Annotated in this window: 23 protein-coding genes; 6 read left to right on the forward strand and 17 right to left on the reverse strand. The window is 56.4% G+C overall.

What is annotated here, in order from left to right; genetic code table 11:
* Positions 1-49: 49 nt before the first annotated feature.
* The 4 genes from ABWP81_RS00450 to ABWP81_RS00465 all read right to left on the reverse strand — a co-directional run bounded on the left by ABWP81_RS00450 (position 50) and on the right by ABWP81_RS00465 (position 2064).
* The gene (locus ABWP81_RS00450; RefSeq protein ID WP_353138157.1) at positions 50-730 is read right to left on the reverse strand and encodes an RluA family pseudouridine synthase; all 681 of its coding nucleotides are present in this window, start codon (positions 728-730) and stop codon (positions 50-52) included.
* A 22-nt stretch (positions 731-752) separates the two neighbouring features.
* Positions 753-1058 carry a 2Fe-2S iron-sulfur cluster-binding protein gene (locus tag ABWP81_RS00455; protein ID WP_353138160.1) on the reverse strand — a complete coding sequence of 102 codons (306 nt, stop codon included), beginning with the start codon at positions 1056-1058 and terminating at the stop codon, positions 753-755.
* 10 nt (positions 1059-1068) lie between these two features.
* Complete coding sequence (locus tag ABWP81_RS00460) at positions 1069-1347, reverse strand: hypothetical protein (protein WP_353138163.1); 279 nt, start codon at positions 1345-1347, stop codon at positions 1069-1071.
* Between the two features lie 177 nt (positions 1348-1524).
* A complete protein-coding gene (locus ABWP81_RS00465) occupies positions 1525-2064 on the reverse strand; it encodes a pseudouridine synthase (RefSeq protein WP_353138166.1) in 540 nt (179 codons plus the stop codon).
* Between the two features lie 54 nt (positions 2065-2118).
* Here ABWP81_RS00465 and ABWP81_RS00470 point away from each other — a divergent pair, with 54 nt between their 5' ends.
* Positions 2119-2823 carry an SOS response-associated peptidase gene (locus ABWP81_RS00470; protein WP_353138169.1) on the forward strand — a complete coding sequence of 235 codons (705 nt, stop codon included), beginning with the start codon at positions 2119-2121 and terminating at the stop codon, positions 2821-2823.
* Positions 2824-2939: 116 nt separating this feature from the next.
* On the opposite strand, the gene ABWP81_RS00475 is transcribed toward ABWP81_RS00470, so the two are convergent.
* From ABWP81_RS00475 to ABWP81_RS00490, 4 genes are all read right to left on the reverse strand, one after another.
* Positions 2940-3287, reverse strand: a complete 348-nt coding sequence (locus tag ABWP81_RS00475) for a HepT-like ribonuclease domain-containing protein (protein ID WP_353133295.1) — start codon at positions 3285-3287, stop codon at positions 2940-2942.
* A complete protein-coding gene (locus ABWP81_RS00480) occupies positions 3284-3574 on the reverse strand; it encodes a nucleotidyltransferase family protein (protein WP_353138171.1) in 291 nt (96 codons plus the stop codon). Before ABWP81_RS00480 ends, ABWP81_RS00475 begins: the two co-directional genes overlap by 4 nt.
* Positions 3575-3753: 179 nt before the next feature.
* Positions 3754-4455, reverse strand: coding sequence for a GIY-YIG nuclease family protein (locus tag ABWP81_RS00485; protein ID WP_353138174.1), 702 nt, complete (start codon positions 4453-4455; stop codon positions 3754-3756).
* A gap of 171 nt (positions 4456-4626) precedes the next feature.
* A complete protein-coding gene (locus ABWP81_RS00490; protein ID WP_353138177.1) occupies positions 4627-6426 on the reverse strand; it encodes a glutamine--tRNA ligase/YqeY domain fusion protein in 1800 nt (599 codons plus the stop codon).
* A 54-nt stretch (positions 6427-6480) separates the two neighbouring features.
* Here ABWP81_RS00490 and ABWP81_RS00495 point away from each other — a divergent pair, with 54 nt between their 5' ends.
* Complete coding sequence (locus tag ABWP81_RS00495; RefSeq protein WP_353133670.1) at positions 6481-7338, forward strand: undecaprenyl-diphosphate phosphatase; 858 nt, start codon at positions 6481-6483, stop codon at positions 7336-7338.
* Here ABWP81_RS00495 and ABWP81_RS00500 read toward each other — a convergent pair whose 3' ends face one another.
* The 3 genes from ABWP81_RS00500 to ABWP81_RS00510 are packed head-to-tail and all read right to left on the reverse strand — an operon-like array spanning position 7339 to position 11728.
* Positions 7339-8157: an alpha/beta hydrolase gene (locus ABWP81_RS00500; protein ID WP_353138180.1), complete on the reverse strand. Its 819-nt coding sequence runs from the start codon at positions 8155-8157 to the stop codon at positions 7339-7341.
* A 34-nt stretch (positions 8158-8191) separates the two neighbouring features.
* Positions 8192-10801, reverse strand: coding sequence for a DNA mismatch repair protein MutS (mutS, locus tag ABWP81_RS00505; RefSeq protein WP_353138183.1), 2610 nt, complete (start codon positions 10799-10801; stop codon positions 8192-8194).
* A gap of 33 nt (positions 10802-10834) precedes the next feature.
* Positions 10835-11728, reverse strand: coding sequence for an inositol monophosphatase family protein (locus ABWP81_RS00510; RefSeq protein WP_502905495.1), 894 nt, complete (start codon positions 11726-11728; stop codon positions 10835-10837).
* 102 nt (positions 11729-11830) lie between these two features.
* Between ABWP81_RS00510 and ABWP81_RS00515 the strand changes: the two genes are divergently transcribed.
* The 3 genes from ABWP81_RS00515 to ABWP81_RS00525 are packed head-to-tail and all read left to right on the forward strand — an operon-like array spanning position 11831 to position 13785.
* On the forward strand, positions 11831-12610 hold the full coding sequence (locus ABWP81_RS00515; protein WP_353138186.1) for an RNA methyltransferase: 780 nt from the start codon (positions 11831-11833) through the stop codon (positions 12608-12610).
* 21 nt (positions 12611-12631) lie between these two features.
* Positions 12632-13402, forward strand: coding sequence for a serine O-acetyltransferase (cysE, locus tag ABWP81_RS00520; RefSeq protein ID WP_353133680.1), 771 nt, complete (start codon positions 12632-12634; stop codon positions 13400-13402).
* Positions 13403-13404: 2 nt separating this feature from the next.
* On the forward strand, positions 13405-13785 hold the full coding sequence (locus ABWP81_RS00525) for a hypothetical protein (RefSeq protein WP_353133683.1): 381 nt from the start codon (positions 13405-13407) through the stop codon (positions 13783-13785).
* Here ABWP81_RS00525 and mog read toward each other — a convergent pair.
* Both mog and yjgA read right to left on the reverse strand, forming a co-directional pair.
* Positions 13782-14402 (reverse strand): molybdopterin adenylyltransferase, encoded by a 621-nt coding sequence (gene mog, locus ABWP81_RS00530; RefSeq protein ID WP_353138189.1) that lies wholly within the window; start codon positions 14400-14402, stop codon positions 13782-13784. The genes ABWP81_RS00525 and mog overlap by 4 nt on opposite strands.
* The gene (yjgA, locus tag ABWP81_RS00535) at positions 14399-15073 is read right to left on the reverse strand and encodes a ribosome biogenesis factor YjgA (protein ID WP_353133689.1); all 675 of its coding nucleotides are present in this window, start codon (positions 15071-15073) and stop codon (positions 14399-14401) included. The genes mog and yjgA overlap by 4 nt, the downstream gene beginning before the upstream one ends.
* Before the next feature lie 79 nt (positions 15074-15152).
* On the opposite strand from yjgA, the gene pmbA reads away from it, so the two are divergent.
* Positions 15153-16541: a metalloprotease PmbA gene (gene pmbA / locus ABWP81_RS00540; protein WP_353133692.1), complete on the forward strand. Its 1389-nt coding sequence runs from the start codon at positions 15153-15155 to the stop codon at positions 16539-16541.
* A 31-nt stretch (positions 16542-16572) separates the two neighbouring features.
* Here the strand turns inward: pmbA and ABWP81_RS00545 are convergent, their stop codons facing one another.
* The 4 genes from ABWP81_RS00545 to ABWP81_RS00560 all read right to left on the reverse strand — a co-directional run bounded on the left by ABWP81_RS00545 (position 16573) and on the right by ABWP81_RS00560 (position 19607).
* A complete protein-coding gene (locus ABWP81_RS00545) occupies positions 16573-17019 on the reverse strand; it encodes a GatB/YqeY domain-containing protein (RefSeq protein WP_353138192.1) in 447 nt (148 codons plus the stop codon).
* 83 nt (positions 17020-17102) lie between these two features.
* Positions 17103-17315, reverse strand: a complete 213-nt coding sequence (gene rpsU, locus ABWP81_RS00550; RefSeq protein WP_006296472.1) for a 30S ribosomal protein S21 — start codon at positions 17313-17315, stop codon at positions 17103-17105.
* Between the two features lie 135 nt (positions 17316-17450).
* The gene (locus ABWP81_RS00555) at positions 17451-18701 is read right to left on the reverse strand and encodes a BaiN/RdsA family NAD(P)/FAD-dependent oxidoreductase (RefSeq protein ID WP_353138195.1); all 1251 of its coding nucleotides are present in this window, start codon (positions 18699-18701) and stop codon (positions 17451-17453) included.
* 9 nt (positions 18702-18710) lie between these two features.
* Entirely contained in the window at positions 18711-19607 is an 897-nt protein-coding gene (locus ABWP81_RS00560) for a LysR family transcriptional regulator (protein WP_353133704.1), read from the reverse strand.
* Positions 19608-19635 lie beyond the last annotated feature (28 nt).

The raw sequence follows: 19635 nt of genomic DNA on the forward strand, positions 1-19635 counted from the left end.
TAATAAAAGTTGAACCAAATAAGTTTGCGCCGTTTGGGCTACAGATGTCTTACGTTGTTGCCCCTAAATCGTAGGGGTTTGCAGCAGACCAAGCCACCGGCGCGCTGAAAGCCATGGGCACTTCGCTGAATGGATGGGGAAACCCGATCTCTAGCGCGTGCAGCATCAAGCGCGGGGTGAGCGCCAAGATGTCGGGCGGCGCGTAGAGCGAATCGCCCAACATCGGGTGTCCCAGGCTTTGCATGTGCACCCGCAGCTGGTGCGTGCGGCCGGTGAAGGGCTCTAGCTCAATCAAGCTGGCGTTGTCGCCCACTTGCACCATGCGCCATAAGCTGAGGCTTGGCTTGCCATTCGGGTGAATGATGTGAATGGGGCGGCGTTCCCAGTCGAGCATGATGTTGCCCTCAATCGCCCGCCAGCCTTCCTCGTTGGTTGGCACATGCGCTTGGGTAAGCAGCGGGTTGCCTGCCACCACCGCGATGTAGCGCTTGCTGACCTGACGGGTTTCAAACAATCGGCTGATGCGGCGTTGTGCCTCAATGCCGCGTGCCATCACGATAAGGCCCGACGTGTCTTGGTCGAGTCGGTGCACCACCAGCGCGTCGGTGTAAATGTCTTGAACGCGCTTGGACAGGCAGTCTTGCTTCTCTGGCCCACGGCCCGGCACAGACAGCAGGCCGCTGGGTTTTTCAAACACCAGCAGGTGTTCGTCTTCGTATATCGGGTTCATGTGTGGGCGGCGTCAATAGGCTTTATGTCGCGCGTGCCTGTGTTTGCTCCAGCACCACATTCGTTGTAGGACGAGCCACGCAGGGCAGCACGTAACCTTCGTCCTTTTCTTCGGCGCTCAGGCCCGGCCAGTCGATGGTGTAGGCCACCTCACCACTTACCAACCGGCACACGCAGGTGCGGCAAGTGCCGTTGCGGCAAGAACTAGGCAGTTCGATGCGCGACATCTCGGCGGCTTCTAAAAGGGTGAGGTCACCCTCTACGTCGTATTGCAGGCCTGCAGGCGCGACCTTGACAGTAAAGACTTGGAAGTTATTGGAGGCGGTCATGCTTAGGTGCTTAATTCGAGGAAGTCAATGCCGCTTCCGCTTTGTCCAGCACCAGCGCGAGTTTGTCTAGCAAATCGGTTTGGCTGAACGAACAGCTTTCTTCGTTGAACAAGGCGCTGGACTCCAGTCGGTCCACCAAACCCAGCCACACATCTTCAAACTGAGGTGGCAGGGTTTTGAACAAATCCTCTTTCGAACGCGCCATTTGGACAAACGTTCGATCTGTGGTGGCATCGCTGCGCAAAGTCGCCAGTGAGGTGCGAAGTGCAGCGATAGCGTCAGCAGGCATTACTTAGGCTTGATTTTGCCGCGTGGCGCGACGAATGTGGTGGGTGGGTTGGGACGATCCGAAACGGAGGTCTTTGGGGGTGACGTGTCCTTCTTAGGCTTTTTCGTCATTTTTTTACTGTGTTGTTCGCCTTTGGCCATATCACCTTCTTTGTAATTATCTCGATGCGAGACAGCGTCATGTTAATTCAGTCTCTCGCCAATTTCCTAAAGGCACATCCATCACGCTGTAGGGGCCGATGTGGGTGCGTATCAGGCGCAACGTAGGCAGACCCACGGCAGCGGTCATGCGGCGTACTTGGCGGTTGCGGCCTTCGCGGATGGTCAGCTCTATCCATGAGGTGGGTTTGGCTTTGCGTTCGCGAATCGGCGGGTCTCGCTCCCACAAGTGGGCGGGCGGCTCGACGGCGCGGGCGTGGGCGGGAAGCGTCAAGCCGTCGTTGAGCATCACGCCTTGGCTCAACGCCTGAAGTGCGGCTTCATCGGCCACGCCTTCAACTTGCGCAAGGTAAGTTTTTTCCATCTTGAAGCGTGGGTCGGCAATGCGGGCTTGCAATTGGCCGTCGTCGGTAAGCAGCAACAGGCCTTCGCTGTCTGCGTCCAAGCGGCCCGCCACGTAAACGCCGGGTAGGGAAATGAAATCTTTCAGGCCGCACCATTTCCCCTCGGGGGTGAACTGGCTCAGGACGCCGTAGGGCTTGTTAAAACGAATCAGCATGGAGGTTGAAAAGCGAATGAAGGCAAGAGCGTATCAGGCGGCTACCATGCCCGCATGACTGCCCATTTTGAAAGCGTGCAAAACGCCGCGATGTATCCCGATGCCTTTGATGTGGCTGCTCCAGAAATTACCTTTGAACGCGACCTGTGGCCGCGAAAACTGGGTGTGTTTGTGCGCAATGCGCCTGCGGCCGAAGGCGCTGCTAATGATGCTACGCCTGATGAGGCGGCGCTTGAAAAGGCGCTCTCAACGCCAATGCGCGAAATAGCTGTAGGCCAGTTTGGCTTCGTGCCGCAATGGGTCAAGTCTGCATCTGATGCCAAGCTTCGTTCCACCAAGATGGTTAATGCCCGCTCTGAAACCGTCACCACCTCCAACAACTTTCGCGATGCGTGGCTGGCTGGCCAGCGCTGCATCGTGCCCATGATGGCGTTTTTTGAAGACGACTGGCGCAGCGGCAAAGCCGTGCCCACGCGCATCACCCGTGTGGACGGTAAGCCCATGGGTGTGGCAGGTATTTGGGAGCGCTGGGCCAAAGACGACGCAGAAATCATCAGCTTCACGTTGCTCACTGTCAACGCCAACAGTCATGCGCTATTAAATCGCTATCAACAAAACGGTAACGAAAAACGCATGCCCGTCATTTTGGGCGAAGGCGCCTATGACGCGTGGCTCAACACGCGGCCTGAGAAAGCGCGGGAGTTTATGCGGGCGTACTCGGCCCAGTTATTGACGGCTAATCCTGTCGAGAAGAAGTAATTACTTCACTTCGGTCACGAACTGCCTGGGTGGTTAGCCAGCAACACTTAGCTGTAGTTTTTCCAGCCTTGAACCGCTGAGGTAGGGGGGGGGCTGTGTACCCGACCTGCGCAAAATCAAATTGCAGGCAATGCGTCAAGCTGAGTTTTAAGAGCGGGTAGTGCTGCGTGCAACGTGTCCCAAACCACATCAAGGTCGATATCGAAATAACCGTGTGCAATGCGGTTGCGCATACCTCGCATATTGCGCCAAGGGATTTCATCGTGCTGGCCAGCAAACTCGGGATATTGATCCATGATTTTGGTAGCGGCTTCACCTAAAACAATCAAGCTCATAACCACGGCCTGTTGCGTGCGTTTGTCGATTTTGAAATCTTGCTGTGCAATGCCTTCGGTGAACGACTGAGCATCAGCAATTGCCTGCCGCATGTGATCTAAGTAATCGGGCAGGCGGCTCGTCGTCATATAGGGCGAGCTTCGTGAACCACGATGTCGCGAAATTTTGCTGGAAGATCTTTGGGCGTCAGCACATCGACAGGCACGCCTAATAGCGCTTGTAGCTCGTCTTGCAACCCGCCCAAGTCAAACAACGTAGCGCCTGGCAATGGGTCGACCAGCAAATCGAGGTCGCTGCCATCGGCATCGTTACCGTGCAAGGCCGACCCAAACACACGTGGATTTGCCACGCGATAGCGTGCTGCAGCAAGGCAGACGGCTTCGCGGTGTTGGCTAAGGGCAAGGGACGGGCGCATGTGAGTAGTTTAACGAGCCTTTGATTTGTGACTATTCTCGGCGGCTGGAATGCTTGTTTGTCCAGAGCCTATTTAAAAGGCAATGTCTACCAAGTCGCATGACATCTAGGCTTAGCAGGATATCCATGGTGTTGTCCACAGGTTCATGCACAGAGGCAAGGGACAACTTTATTGAGTCTTTACTCTGTAGATTCAACGACTTGGCGCTTGACGGCATCGAGTGTGCGGCCATCCATCGTTTTCCATTCGACCCATCCATTCGCGGATCGTCCCATCACTGCCATTGCCGCCATGCTTGGACTCGAAAAAAGATGATCACGATTGAAGACATAGACACCATCCTCAAGTTTCATGATCCCTTCACTAATCAGTTGTTCTCTATATCTTGCATGCGATGTACCTTGGATTGATGCAACGATTTCGATTCGGCAACGTGAGCCTTTGAGAACTACAAAACCTTCGTTCGTGTACTCACCTGAACCATTTGCATCAGGCCCTTTGCAATAGAACAATTCTTTTTCAGTTGAACTGGCAGATGTATTCGTGAGCGGCTCAAAGATGGGTTGACCCATAGTTGCAAGCAATGTCGCCGCAGTTTCATGAATTTCATGGCAATCTGCTTCAAGTGGCGCTGGTGTGTGAGGGCGTGCGCCAGTGTTGCCGTTTTCTAGTGTGTAGCGTCCGGCCTTTGTTGCTTCTGAAATAGCAAACCATTCCAAGAACAGCGCATGAGTCTGCGTCATGCTGTTGGTGAGAGAAATTACAACAAATGCGCGGTTCCAAAAGTCTTTGCTTTGGTTGTGTTGGACCAGGCGGGTCCCAACGTTGCCAGACTGGCCTATGTAGGCACGGGGCAGGCCTGCTTCAGGTGATTCACCCATCAAAAATAAACGCCCACTTGTTGGGCCTCGGGCATCTTCACGAATTCGCCTAGCTGGCTGCGCGGCACTTCAATCACACGCACGATGCGAGTTGTGATTTCTGCAACTCTCATACCTCGCGGGTCACCAGCGGGTAAGAAAATTTGAATAGTTTGTGGACGTGCTATATTTTTACTTCGCCCAAGTGTCCTTCAGTCCCGTGATCTTGTTAAACACCAACTTCCCCCCCGCATGGTCCACGCGGTCGGTCACAAAGTAGCCGTGGCGTTCAAACTGAAAGTGCGCGCTAGCGGGCACGTGGGCCAATGATGGCTCTAAATAAGCGGTTACTACTTTCAGGCTGTCGGGGTTGAGGGCTGCCAAAAAGTCCTTGCCGCCTGCGTCGGGTTGTGCGTCGGTGAACAGGCGGTCATACAACCGCACTTCGGCTTGCAAACCGTCATTCACGCCCACCCAAGTAATGGCGGCACTGGCCTTAACGGTGGCGCTGCCGGGGGTGCCGCTCTTGGTGTCGGGTATGACGGTGGCTTGCACTTGCGTCATCACGCCCGCTGCGTCTTTGGTACAGCCCGTGCATTCAATCACGTAGCCACCTTTGAGGCGCACTTTGTTGCCGGGGTAGAGACGTTTGTATCCCTTGGGTGGCTCCTCAGAAAAGTCATCACGCTCTATCCACACCTCTTTGCCAATTTTGAAATGGCGCGTGGGTACCTCCGCACCTTCTTCAACGTGCGGAAGAGCAGGTTGAGTGCAAGGCTCTAAGTGGCCCACACCCATCACCTCTTCCCAGTTGGTGAGCACGAGTTTGACGGGGTCCAGCACAGCCATGGCGCGGTGCGCTGTGTTCTCAAGCGTTTCGCGCAGGCAACCTTCTAAGGTGCTGTAGTCAATCCAGCTGTCGCTCTTGGTTACGCCAATGCGTTCGGCAAACAGTTGCAGGCTTTCGGGTGTGTAGCCACGGCGGCGCAGGCCGACGATGGTGGGCATGCGTGGGTCGTCCCAGCCGCTTACCTTGCTCTCGTTCACCAGTTGCGCCAGCTTGCGTTTGCTGGTGATGACGTAGGTCAGGTTGAGGCGCGAGAACTCGTATTGCTTTGGACTCGGCGCAGCCAGCAAACCCGATTCACACAAGCGCTCCATCAGCCAGTCATAAAACGGGCGTTGGTCTTCAAACTCCAGCGTGCAAATGCTGTGTGTGATTTGCTCCAGCGCGTCTTCGATGGGGTGGGCAAAGGTGTACATCGGGTAGATGCACCAGGTGTCGCCCGTGTGGTGGTGGGTGGCGCGGCGAATGCGGTAGATGGCTGGGTCGCGCAGGTTGATGTTGGGCGAGGCCATGTCAATCTTGGCGCGCAGCACGGCTGCACCGTCGGCCAGATGGCCGCTGCGCATCTCGCGAAAGCGGGCCAAGTTTTCAGCGACGGTGCGAGTGCGGAAGGGGCTGTCCACGCCGGGTTTGCCAAAGTCGCCACGGTTAACGCGCATGTCTTCTGGCGTTTGTTCGTCCACGTAGGCGCGGCCAGCTTCAATCAATGCCTCGGCAGCGCGGTACATGAAGTCGAAGTAGTCGCTGGCTTGGTAGGGCGCGGCATCTGGTGAGCCGTTCCAATCGAAACCCAACCATTTCACCGAGTCAATGATGGCGTTGACGTATTCGGTGTCTTCTTTTTCGGGGTTGGTGTCGTCAAAGCGCAGGTGGCACACGCCGCCGTAGTCGCGTGCCAAGCCGAAGTTGATGCAAATGCTTTTGGCGTGGCCCACATGCAAGTAGCCGTTGGGCTCGGGCGGAAAACGCGTGCGAATCTTGGCGGGGTCTGGAGCGCCTAATGAGTGATGCGCCGCGTCACCAGGGCTGCCCGCCCAGCGGCGGCGGGCGTAAGTGCCTTGGGCCAAATCGTTTTCGATGATTTGGCGCAAAAAGTTGCTGGGCTTGTGGTCTTGTTCTGTCGCAGGGGTAGCGGGTTTCGTCATCTCATGATTTTAGGCGGGCGCACCCTCGATAATTGCGCCAGTTTAAGGAGTTGTATGGATATCGTTTTATTGCTCAAAGCCGCTGTGATGGGCGTAGTAGAAGGTTTGACCGAGTTTTTGCCTATTTCGTCGACCGGCCACCTAATCTTGGCTGGCGCTTTGCTGGGCATGGATGACGACAAGGCCAAGGTGTTTGACATCGCCATTCAGACGGGTGCGATCTTTGCTGTGATCATTGTTTATTGGCACAAAATTTCCAGCACCGTGGTGGCTTTGCCCACGCAGGTTGAGGCGCGTCGCTTTGCCTTGAACGTGTTGATTGCGTTTGTGCCCGCTGTGGTGCTGGGCTTGTTGTTTGGCAAGTTCATCAAAGCGCATTTGTTCACGCCCACCGTGGTGGCCAGCACCTTCATCATCGGTGGCTTCATCATTTTGTGGGCTGAAGGCTGGGGCCGTGCCAAGTCTGAAGGTCAAGAGCAGCTAGCTTCTCAGCCAGCGCGCATTGAAACGGTGGAGGCCATGTCGCCTATCGATGCTTTGAAGGTGGGTTTGGTGCAATGCCTCGCCATGATTCCTGGCACCAGCCGCAGTGGCGCAACCATCATTGGTGGCATGTTGCTGGGCTTGTCGCGCAAAGCGGCCACTGACTTTTCGTTTTACTTGGCCATCCCGACATTGATTGGCGCAGGTGCCTACAGCCTCTACAAAGAACGCGAGCTGCTTAGCATGGCCGATGCGCCTGTGTTTGCCGTGGGCTTGGTCTTCTCTTTTTTAAGCGCTTGGGTTTGTGTGCGTTGGTTGCTGCGCTACATCGCTACGCACAGCTTTGTGCCGTTTGCTTGGTATCGCATTGTGTTTGGCATCGTGGTGTTGGTCACCGCGTGGACCGGCACGGTGACTTGGGCGGCTTGATCAGCCCATCAAGTTCAGCAACGCGGTTTCCACAGCCGCTGCTGCCACCAAGGGATGCTCCATTGGAAAAAGATGTGTGCCATCCACTTTCATCACGCGACCCTGCGTGACGCGACGGCTGAAATCTAAGCCGACTTGTTTGAGTTCACGCGATTGCAAGCCGCCGATCAGGGCGGCTTTGCATTTGAGCGGGTGGCGTTTGAAGTAAGTTTCTAAATGGTCGGGCAGTCCGTTGTAGATGGCGCTTTCCACGTCGCGGTCAAAGCTCAGCACGCGGCGTGTGCCTTGGGGTGTTTGCTCATCGTACGTACCGTATTGCACATAGTCTTGCAGCGCTTGTGGGTGCCATTTGGCAAATGCTTTTTTGCTTTGAAAGTGCGCCAGCACCTCAGCCTCGCTGGCCCAGGTGGTGCGGCGTTTGCGGCTAATGGCGGCGGGCGAAAAGGCTTCTGCACCGGGTACGCGCTTGCCCACTTGCAGCAGTTTGGCTTTCCAGCCACCCAGCATGGGCGCATCCAACAGCACCACGCCGCTGACCAGCTTGGGGTGCTTGGCCGCCACCATCATGCTGAGGATGCCGCCGAGTGAGTGACCCACCAAAAATACGGGGCCGTTTTGCGCTGCCAAGGGCGTGGCAAAGTCGGTCAGCTGCTGCACTAAGTGCGGCCAGTTGTCGGTGACGGGGTAGCGCGTGTCGTGGCCAAATTTATCCACCGCCTCGACGCGAAAGCCACGCGCGCGGATGGCATCGAGCATGACGCGATAAGTGCAGGCGGGAAAACTGTTGCCGTGAGCAAAAACAATGAGCGGTTGAGTCATGTTGATCAGATGAGCGTGATGCCGACGCAATGGTTCATAAGAGTTTCTTCAGTTGATACAGCACGTCCAACGCATCACGTGGACTTAGTTTGTCGGGATCGATCTCGGCTAGCTTGGCTTGCAGTGGGCTGGGACCCACATCGTCTTGCAACGGGGGCGGGGCGAAGAGGTCGACTTGAACCTTCGATGCATCGGCCCCCGCTTCGAGCGAGGCCAAGGCATGGCGGGCATGGCTGAGGACCGCGCTGGGCATGCCCGCTAATCGGGCCACTTGAATACCGTAGCTTCGGCTGGCGGGGCCGGGCTGAATTTCGTGCAAAAACACAATGCTGGCGCCGCTCTCGGCCGCGCTCACGTGCACGTTGACCGCGGCGCGGTGGTTGGCAGGGAACTCGGTGAGTTCAAAGTAATGCGTGGCAAACAGGGTGAAGGCTTGGGTTTTGTCGTGCAAGTGCGTGGCAATACCACTGGCCAAGGCCAAACCGTCAAAGGTCGATGTGCCGCGGCCAATCTCGTCCATCAACACCAAGCTGTGTGGCGTGGCGGCGTGCAAGATTTGTGCGGCCTCGGTCATTTCCAGCATGAAGGTGGATTGCGCGTTGGCCAAATCGTCGGCCGCGCCAATGCGGGTGTGGATGGCGTCAATAGGCCCTAGTCGGCACGCAGTGGCCGGCACATGGCTGCCGATGCTGGCCAACAACACGATGAGGGCCACTTGGCGCATGTAGGTCGACTTACCGCCCATGTTGGGGCCGGTGATGACTTGCATGCGGTGCAGGTGGCCCAGCCGCGTGTCGTTGGCAATGAAGGTTTTGGCTGCGCCGCCAGCCACTACGCCATGCGTTTCGGCCAAGCGAGCTTCCACCACGGGGTGGCGGCCTTGCGCAATTTCGATGCACGGGGTTTTCACAAACTCAGGCGCACACCAGCCCAGCGTGAGCGAGCGCTCGGCCAAGGCGCACAGCGCATCGAGCGTCGCCACGGCTTGCGCCAAGCGGGTGAGGGCGGGCACAAAGGGCTGCAAGGTGTCTAGCAGTTGCTCGAACAAAAACTTCTCGCGAGCCAAGGCGCGCTCTTGGGCGCTGAGGGCTTTGTCTTCAAAGGTTTTGAGCTCGGGCGTGATGAAACGCTCGGCATTCTTCAAAGTTTGGCGGCGCGTGTAGTCGGCCGGCACTTTGTCTATTTGGCCTTGCGTGACTTCGATGTAGAAGCCATGCACCCTGTTGAACTGCACGCGAAGGTTGGCAATACCGGTGCGGGCGCGTTCGCGTGCTTCAAGCTCTAGCAAGAAGCCGTCGCAGTTGTTTTGGATGGCGCGTAGCTCGTCTAGATCGGCGTCGTAGCCGTGGCCGATGACGCCACCATCGCGCACCAAGACGGCGGGCTCAGGTAGCAACGCGCGTTCGAGCAATGCGCCGCATTCGGGCGGTACGCCCATGTCTTGGGCGATTTGCGTCAATAAAGGACTGCTCGGAATGAGCGGTTGAATGCGCAGCGCCTTTTGTAACGCTTGGCCCAGCGACACCAGTTCGCGTGGGCGCACTTGGCGCAACGACACGCGGGCGCTGATGCGCTGCACATCGCCCGAACCTTTGAGCGCTTCGCGCAGCACTTTGTAGCTTTGGGTGCGGTTGTCTTGCAGGGCTGCGATGGCGGCGAAGCGGTGCATGGCTTGCGTGCGGTCGCGCTCGGGCGTGAGCAGCCAGTTTTTGAGCTGTCGGCTACCCATGCCCGTCATGCAGGTGTCTAGCAACGAGAACAAAGTGGGCGAGTCTTCGCCGCGCAATGTTTGGGTTAGCTCAAGGTTGCGACGGGTGGTGAGCGGCAGGTCAATCAACGCATCGTTGCGCGCCACGTACACGCCGTGCACGTGGGTGAGAGCGCGGCCTTGGGTGTGTTCGGCGTAGGCCAGCAGTGCGGCGGCGGCGGCGTGGGCTTGCATCACATCTTGTGCGTTCCAAGCACTCAGGGACGCGGCTTGCAAATGCTCCAGCAGCTTGCGGCCACCCAAAGCGGCATCAAACTGAAACGCTGGGCGCACTTGGGCGGGCAGGCCTAGGCTGCCGCAAAAGCCTTTCAGCTGTTGTTCAAACGCAGGGCTGACTTCGGCGCTGTAAATGATTTCGCTGGGTGCCACGCGGGCAATCCAGTTGGGCAACTCGGACGTGTCGCACTCGGCCAAATACACCAAGCCTTGCGTGACGCTGAGCCACGCCAAGCCGCAACCAGCGCGCTCGCTTTGGTGAATGGCCAGCACATAGGCTTCGGTTTTGTCGCTCAGCAAGGCACTGTCGGTCAGCGTGCCGGGCGTGACCACGCGCACCACTTTGCGCTCGACAGGGCCTTTGCTAGCTCCCACGTCGCCCACTTGTTCACAAATCGCCACGGATTCGCCCAGCTTGATGAGGCGAGACAGGTAGGTTTCGAGCGAATGAAATGGCACACCTGCCATCAACACAGGCTCGCCGTTGGACTGGCCGCGTTGCGTGAGTGTGATGTCTAGCAGGCGGGTAACCTTCTCGGCATCAGCAAAGAACAACTCATAAAAGTCGCCCATGCGGTAAAACAACAGCGTCTCGGGGTGGTCAGCTTTGAGCCCCAAGTACTGCTGGATCATGGGGGTGTGCCCAGACAAATCTCGCATCGCAGTGCCTGCCAGAAAGTGTTGATGAGGGATTTACAGCGGCGCGTCTGGCGCTTGGCGTGACAGGCTCAAGGTTTTTGCCGCTGAGCTGGCTGCACGTTTGTCGTCTGCGCTTGCAAACTTGGAATATTTTTGTGTGAGAGGCACCAACTGTGCATAAATGCGGGGGGCCGCTGCCAAGCATTCTTCGTGCTCAAGGTAGGGGCCTTCGCCTGTGAAGTTGCTCACCAAGCCACCGGCTTCGGTGATGAGCAATGCGCCTGCGGCCATGTCCCAAGGCTTCAAGCCCAGTTCAAAAAAGCCATCGCTGAAGCCAGCGGCCACATAGGCCAAGTCAAGCGCGGCTGCGCCTGGGCGGCGCAGGCCTGCGGTGCGCTGCATGATGTCGCCCATGAGGCTGAGGTATTTGTTGAAATCGTCACCGGGACGAAACGGAAAGCCCGTGGTTAGCAAACACTCTTCCAAGCGGGTGCGCTTGCTGACGCGCAGGCGGCGGTCGTTCATGTAAGCGCCACGGCCTTTGGTGGCGGTGAACAAGTCGTTGCGGGTAGGGTCGTAAATGACGGCTTGCTCTAAGCGGCCTTGCACTTGGCAGGCAATGCTCACGCAGTAGTAGGGGAAGCCGTGGATGAAGTTGGTCGTGCCATCAAGCGGGTCGATGATCCAGATGTGGTCAGCGTTAGGGTTGCCATGCGTGGAGCCTGACTCTTCGGCCAAGATGCCGTGGTCGGGGTAGGCGGTCAGCAGGGTTTCAATGATGATGCGCTCGCTGTTTTGGTCTACTTCGGTCACAAAGTCGTTCGCTTGCTTCTGTGAAATACGCACAGCTTCCACGTCGAGCGCGGCGCGGTTGATGATGGCGCCGGCAGCGCGTGCGGCCTTGACGGCCACATTGAGCATGGGGTGTATAGAAGAAGAGGACAACATAGATTTTGTGAAGAGCTGGTCTGGATGGCCAAAAAGAAACGCCCGGCGATGCGGGCGGCGACAATGATGCTTATTTTACGCGCTAAGACCGACACAACCCCCATGAAAACCCGGTTCATTCTTTTAAACACCAGCCACGCAGGCAATGTGGGCGCTACCGCCCGTGCCATGAAGGTGATGGGGTTCGCCGATTTGGTGTTGGTCGCGCCCCGCTGGGCTAACGTGCTGCGCCGTGAAGAAACCATCCAGCGTGCCAGCGGTGCGCTAGACGTGCTGGCCAACGCCCGCGTGGTGGCGACTTTGGATGAAGCGATTGAAGGTCTGCATCATCTGTGCGCCACCGCCATGACACCCCGCGACTTTGGCCCGCCTACGCTTGAACCCCGTCCGCACTTTGCTGCTTTGGCCGCCGAGCATGGTCAAAACGCAAACTTTGGCGTGGGCTTTTTATTTGGTTCTGAGCGTTTTGGCATGCTAAATGAGGATGTGTATCGTTGTCACACCTGCCTCAGTATTCCGACGGATCCTAAATTTGGTTCACTGAATTTGGCGGCGGCAGCGCAGGTGCTAGCTTATGACTGGCGGGAAGCCCTAGGCGGGCTGGCAACGATGATGATGCCTACCGATCACGCATCTGCCGCAGTGCAAGAGCCAACGCCTTTGGCCGATGCCCAACAACTTGCAGGCTTGCTGGACCACTGGCAGCAGTCACTGACGGACATTGGCTTTTTAGACCCTGAAGCGCCTAAAAAACTCATGCCCCGCTTAAACCAGTTATTCAACCGCGCGCAGGTGACGCAAGAGGAAATTCATATTTTGCGCGGCATAGCCAAAACCATGTCGCAAGTGGCCCATGACAGGACGCCGAAAATCAAGGGCTGAGACAACGATAATCTCCTCACTATGTTTTCACGCCTCAATTCTGACGTTCAGTGCATCTTGGATCGCGACCCCGCCGCGCGCAGCCGCTGGGAAGTGCTGACTTGCTACCCCGGCTTGCACGCGGTGCTGCTGCACCGCTTGGCGCACGGCTGTTGGAGTCTGGGTTTTAAATGGGTGGGTCGTTTCATTTCGCACCTTTCGCGCTGGTTCACAGGCATTGAAATTCATCCCGCCGCCAAGATCGGCGACCGCGTTTTTTTTGACCACGCCATGGGTGTGGTGGTGGGCGAGACCGCCGAGATTGGCGATGGCTGCACGATTTACCAAGGCGTGACCTTGGGCGGCACGTCGCTTTATAAGGGCGAAAAGCGCCACCCCACCTTGGGAAAAGACGTGGTTATTGGCGCAGGCGCCAAAGTGTTGGGCGGTTTCACCGTGGGTGACGGCGCCAAAGTGGGCAGCAACGCCGTGGTAACCAAACCCGTGCCAGCGGGTGCTACGGCGGTGGGTAACCCTGCACGCATCATCCAAGCTGAGACAGATGCAAAACGCGAAGAAGCCGCCTCAAAGATGGGCTTCTCCGCCTATGGCGTGACCCAAAATGACGACCCAGTCAGTCAAGCCATGCGTGGTTTGATTGACAACGCCACCTCACAAGAACACCAAATTGCTTTGTTGTGGAAAGCCATTGAACAGCTGTCTGTAGGTCAAGCCAAGCCTGATTGCGTGCCTTCCGATGCCGCGCGTCAAGAGTATTTTGAGGCAGCCCGCATCAACCAACTATTGGATTAACGATGCAGTTTTTAAACATTTATCCCAACCGCATTTGGGCGACTTTGAACGCTACGGGCGACTTTGAAGGTCAGTTCAACTTTGACCTAGAGCAGTATGGCCTGATGATGAAAGACATGGTGTGTGATGTCATCGTCAGCGAAGATCCTGCGATGGTGGGGCAGTGGAAAATCTGGCTTAAACCGTTGCTTGACATTGACATGCCGCACTTTGACAAGTTTGTGAGCACGCTGAACCATTACGTGTTTGAGGTGCTTCGCTACATTCCAAACCGCAGCGCAGTTGGCAACAATTTACCTGCTATCAAGATATTTTTTGATGGTATTTACTTTGACATGTCAGGCCTTGAGCCTTTGGTGCAAAAAATACCTGCTGCTTCTTAAAGCCGCCTAGTTTTCACGGCAGTTTTGGGCCTCCAGCCTTTGCAAAACGCATCACGCGTTTCCATGTAAGGGCCGCCGATCAAGTCGATGCAATAAGGCACTGCTGCAAATATGCCGTCGACCACTTGTTTGCCCTCAGCGTCTTTCAAACCACCTAAGGTTTCTTGGATCGACTTTGGCTGACCCGGTAAGTTGATGATCAGGCATTCATCGCGGATGACCGCCACTTGGCGTGACAGGATGGCGGTGGGCACAAATTTCAAGCTCACTTGGCGCATTTGCTCACCAAATCCGGGCATCTCTTTGTGGGCCACGGCCAAGGTGGCCTCGGGTGTCACATCGCGCTTGGCGGGGCCTGTACCACCGGTGGTGAGCACCAAGGCGCAACCCGCATCGACCAACTCAATCAGCGCTTGGCTGATGGTGTCTTGCTCGTCGGGAATCAGGCGCTCGACGTATTCAATCGGGTTGAACAAAGCATGGCCCAACCACTCGCGCAAGGCGGGCAAGCCTTTGTCTTCGTAAGTGCCGCTGGAGGCGCGGTCACTGATGGACACGATGCCGATCTTGAGGGTGTCGCAACGGGCATCGGGAGTGGGTAGGGTGGTGTCGGTCATGGCTTGTAAGACTCTTCGTCTTCTTCGGGTGTGTGCGCTGCGTCGTCAGCCAAATTCATCTGTTCTTTGATGAGCTGAAAGATCTCGCGGTACGCACGGCTTTGACGCGGCAGCAAGCCTTTGGCAATGTCGGCCTGGGTGGTGACGTCGTCTTTGCGGGCTTGGCGCACCAAGGCGCGCAGCTGTTGGCTGTCAGTGCTGGGGAAGTCGTTGATCCACTCTTGCAAGACTGCGTCGTCGTCGATCAGGCGGTCGCGCCAGCTTTCGGCCAAGTGCAGGGCTAGCGTGTCTTTGGTGCTTCCCATGCGCTGCTCGTTCAGCGCGTCTTTGACGGCTTCCATCGACTCTTCGCTGAGCTTGCGCATGAGCTTGCCCACATACTGCATTTGGCGGCGCTTGCCTTCAAAGTTGGTGATTCGGCGAGCTTCGGCCAGCGCTTCGCGCAGTTGGTCTGTGATGTGGCCTTGGGAGTTCAGGCGCTCCATCAGTTCGGTGCGAAGCGTGAGCAAGTCCACACCCAAATCCTGGCGGTCATCACTGTCTTTTTTGCGATCGGTGCGGCTCAGGCCGTCTGTGCCTTTAAGTTCGGCTTTGAGTTCAAGGTCGAGTTCGCTGCCTTCGGCCACAAACTGGCCGCGGACAAAGTAACCTTTTTTGGGTTTACGTGACATAAATGGGAGGGCTTTAAATAGGTCGGTTAGCCCTTCAAAACGAAGAGCGACCGCAGTGACAAGTATCATAGCCGCCGATATGACCAAAGCCTCCAAAACCCAAGCCCCATCTCACCAACCTGCCCAAGGTTTCAGCTACAGCCGCGAACACTTCGCCTCGCTTGTTGATGCCGCTTTGCTGCACGCCAAAAAGCTGGGCGCCACCGACGCAGGTGCCGATGCCTCTGAGGGCTGCGGTTTGAGCGTCTCAGTGCGCAAAGGCGAACTAGAAAACGTGGAGCGCAACCGCGACAAATCGCTGGGCGTGACGGTGTATGTCGGTCATCGCCGCGGCAACGCCAGCACATCTGACTTTTCGCAAGGCGCCATTGAGCGCACCGTGCAAGCGGCCTTCGATATTGCCCGCTTCACTGCTGAAGACCCCGTGGCTGGCTTGCCCGACGAAAAAGACATTGCCCAGCACCACCCTGATTTGGATTTGTTCCATCCTTGGCCTATCACCAGCGCTGACGCAGCCACCATTGCCTTGCGTTGCGAAGCGGCGGCCATGCAAACCGACAAGCGCATCACCAATAGCGAGGGCGCAGCGGTGTCAGCGCAGCAAAGCCATTTTTTCAGTGCCCACACCCATGGTTTTCGTGGTGGCTACGCTAGTTCGCGCCACACCATTTCGGTTGCACCCATCGCTGGCAAGGGGGATGGCATGCAGCGCGATGCGTGGTACAGCTCCATGCGCGATGCAAACGAGTTGGCCTCCCCCGAATCTGTCGGTCGTTACGCTGCCGAGCGCGCCTTGAGCCGTTTGAAGTCGCGCAAGATCGCCACGGTGGAATGCCCCGTCCTGTTTGAATCACCCATAGCGGCCGGCTTGTTGGGCAGTTTTGTGCAAGCTGTGAGCGGCGGTGCGCTGTACCGCAAGAGCACGTTCTTGCTCGACTCGTTGGGCACCACCGTATTTCCCAAACACATCGACATTTCAGAAGACCCATTTGTCATGCGCGGCAAAGGCAGTTCACCTTTTGACGACGAAGGCGTGACCACCCGCGCGCGCCGTGTGGTGGACGCAGGCCGTGTGGAGGGCTATTTCCTCAGTACTTACACCGGCCGAAAATTGGGTATGCCCACCACGGGCAACTCGGGTGGCTCGCACAATTTAGTCATGACTTCACGCCTCACGCAAAGCGCAGACGACCTCGACGCCATGTTGAAAAAGTTAGGCACCGGTTTGTTTGTGATTGAGCTCATGGGCCAGGGCGTGAATTACGTGACGGGCGACTATTCACGTGGCGCAAGTGGCTTTTGGGTGGAGAACGGGCGCATTGCGTATCCGGTGCAAGAGATCACCATCGCGGGCAATATGAAAGACATGTTCCAAGGCATTGAAGCCATTGGTTCGGATGTTTTCACGATGGGGGCTAAGGCGATTGGCTCTGTGCTGATTAATCGTATGAAGGTGGCGGGTAGCTAGGTTTTATTGCTGCGCTCAAAGCAGCAAAGCGTCAACCCGCCAACGCAGCCTTAACAGCAGCAGACACCAACCCCATATCAGCCTTGCCAGCCAACTGAGCTTTCACAGCGCCCATCACTTTGCCCATGTCGCCAGCACTCGTAGCGCCCACTTCTGCCACGATGGCTTTCACGGCGGCGGTGATTTCTTCTGGGCTCAAACGCTGAGGCAAATACACCTCGAGCACTTTGATTTCGTTGCTTTCGATGTCAGCCAAGTCTTGGCGCTGTGCGGACACAAAGGCCGCCACCGAGTCTTTGCGCTGCTTGATTAGTTTGTCCACGATGGCGATCACCATGGCGTCGTCCAACTCGATGCGCTCGTCCACTTCTTTTTGCTTCATCGCGGCTTGCAGCAAGCGGATGGTGCCCAAGCGCACGCTGTCTTTGGCGCGCATGGCTGTTTTCATGTCTTCGGTGATGTGTGCTTTGAGGCTCATGGTGTGCTCCTAAAGAGGGAAATGATTCGAAAAAAAAGCCCGCTGAGGCGTCCCTAGCGAGCTTTTTTTGGGGCAGAGGCTGATTAATACAGCTTCTTGGGCAACTGCATGCTGCGGATGCGCTTGTAGTTGCGTTTGACGGCTGCTGCTTTTTTGCGTTTACGTTCAGCGGTTGGCTTCTCGTAGAACTCGCGAGCGCGCAAGTCGGTCAACAGACCCAGTTTTTCAATAGTGCGCTTAAAGCGACGCAGAGCGACGTCAAACGGTTCGTTTTCTTTTACACGGATGGTGGTCATTACCAAAATTTCCAATTATTTGCAGTCAGAGGGTGCCTAGGAAGATCGTGCCTAAGCGCCATGCCTGCGGTGTTCCCCAACATTAAGTTGATCAGGCCGTTGGGGGTTTGCCAGCAAAGAGCGAAATTATAGCGGCTAAACCGCCGGTTTTAAAGCTGCACCTAGGGCTTTTGCACAGGCATGGGCGCTAGCCCAGGCCCATTGAAAGTTGTAGCCCCCCAGCCAGCCAGTGATGTCCACCACTTCGCCAATGAAATACAGGCCTGGTTGCTTGGATTCCATGGTTTGCTGCGACAAATCCCGCGTGTCAACGCCGCCCACGGTGACCTCAGCCTTTTTGTAGCCCTCGGTGCCCGTGGGGGTGAGGGGCCAAGCGCTCAGGCGTTGGGCCAAGTGGTTCAGGGCTTTGTCGCTGGCCTCGATCACGGGCCGTTGCCACGCGGTGTCTTGGCTGGCCCAAGTATCGGCCAGGCGCGAAGGCACCCATGTGTTCAGTTCATTGGCAATGAGCTTTTTAGACTGCTGCTTGGCAGTCATCAGAACCTCTTGCAAATCCACTTCTGGGGCGAGGTTGATGCGTAAGTCAGTGCCCGCCTGCCAATAACTGGAGATTTGCAGCACACCCGGGCCTGACAAGCCACGGTGGGTAAAAAGCAAATCTTCATCAAAACTTTGCAGAGTTTTTTTGCTGCCCGTTTCAATCCGTACGGGTAGCGAGAGGCCGGATAGCTGCGCATACGGCACCCAAGCTTTTTCGTCAAACGTCAGCGGCACAAGGCCTGGGCGGGGTTCGACCATGCGCAGGTTAAATTGCTTGGCCAGTCGATAGCCCATGTCGGTCGCGCCAATTTTGGGGATGGACAAACCGCCCGTGGCCACCACCACAGCAGCCGCATGCACCGTGCCTTGGCCGGTATCGACCTGGTAGCGTTGCGCCTCGGGCGCGGCGTCTGAGTAGCGAATGGCTTTGAGGCTGCATGGTTGCCAGCGGGTCACGCTGCCGCCATTGGCGGAGCCGTTGCATTCAGCCAGAAGTATTTGAATCAGGTCTTCGGAGGATCGGTCACAAAACAGCTGACCTTTATGCTTTTCGTGAAACGGGATGTTGTGCTTTTGCATCAGCCCCACAAAGTCTTGCGGCGTGTAGCGCGACAGCGCGCTGCGACAAAACTGAGGGTTGTCGCCCAAGAAGTGTTTATGCGGCGCCCGCACATCGAGTTCTCGGTTGGTGAAATTGCTACGACCACCGCCTGAGATGCGAATTTTCTCGGCCACCTTTTCGCTGTGATCGAGCAACAACACTTGTAAACCTTGTTGCGCAGCAACCCCTGCGCAAAATAAACCGGCTGCACCGGCACCCACCATCACAACATCAAAGTTTTTCATGCGGTAAGTTTAGTGACCTAGCTTCTTGTCATTGATAAGGTGTTGTTTGAATGCCTCGGCTACCGGTGAAAGATTTTTTGCAGCTAGGTGCACCAAATGCCATGACGACCGCAGTGGAAAACCTGGTACGTGAATGACGCTAGCTCCGTGTTCCTTTTGATGCCCATGCAATGCATGTTGAGAAATCACGCCAATGCCTAGGCCGCCCGCCACGGCTTCTTTGATGGCTTCATTGCTACCCAGCTCCAACCTGATGTTGGGGCGAAATTTTGATTTGGCAAAGTGAGCATCGGCAGCCATTCGGGTACCTGATCCTTTTTCACGCAGTATGAATCTGTGTTTTGATAATTCGGTGAGCGAAACTTTGGCTTGCTTAACCAGTGGGTCCTTGGAGGCGGCAATCATCACGATCGGGTTGGGCATCACGATCTCATCGATTAGCACGAGGTTGCTGGGTGGCATAGACATGATGTAGAGGTCATCTCGGTTACCCCGCAGTCGTTCCAACACGCCGTCTCGGTTCAAGATTTCCAACGAGACATCGATGGCCGGATGGCGTTTGCAAAAAGACCCAATTAGTTTGGGCATGAAATACTTGGCTGTGCTCACCACCGAAATTTTTAGTCGGCCACGGGCGATCCCCTTGGTGGCATCTACCAGTTGCACAAACGATTCCCAGTTTTGACACATCTCGCGGGCGGTGGATGCAAGCGACAAACCTGTCTCGGTCAAAAAAATCTTTTTTCCAATCACCTCATAGAGCGGAAGACCTATCGTCATGGTCATTTCTTTGAGTTGCATGGATGCCGTTGGTTGTGTGACGTGCATCGCATTGGCAGCTGCGCTGACGCTTCCTTTGTCGGCTAAGGCTTGAAAAAGTCGCAGTTGTCGAAATGTTAAATTCATAGGCTTTTATCTATAGTTCAATACTGAA

It is taken from the genome of Limnohabitans sp. (assembly GCF_040401135.1).
Lineage (GTDB): Bacteria > Pseudomonadota > Gammaproteobacteria > Burkholderiales > Burkholderiaceae_C > Limnohabitans.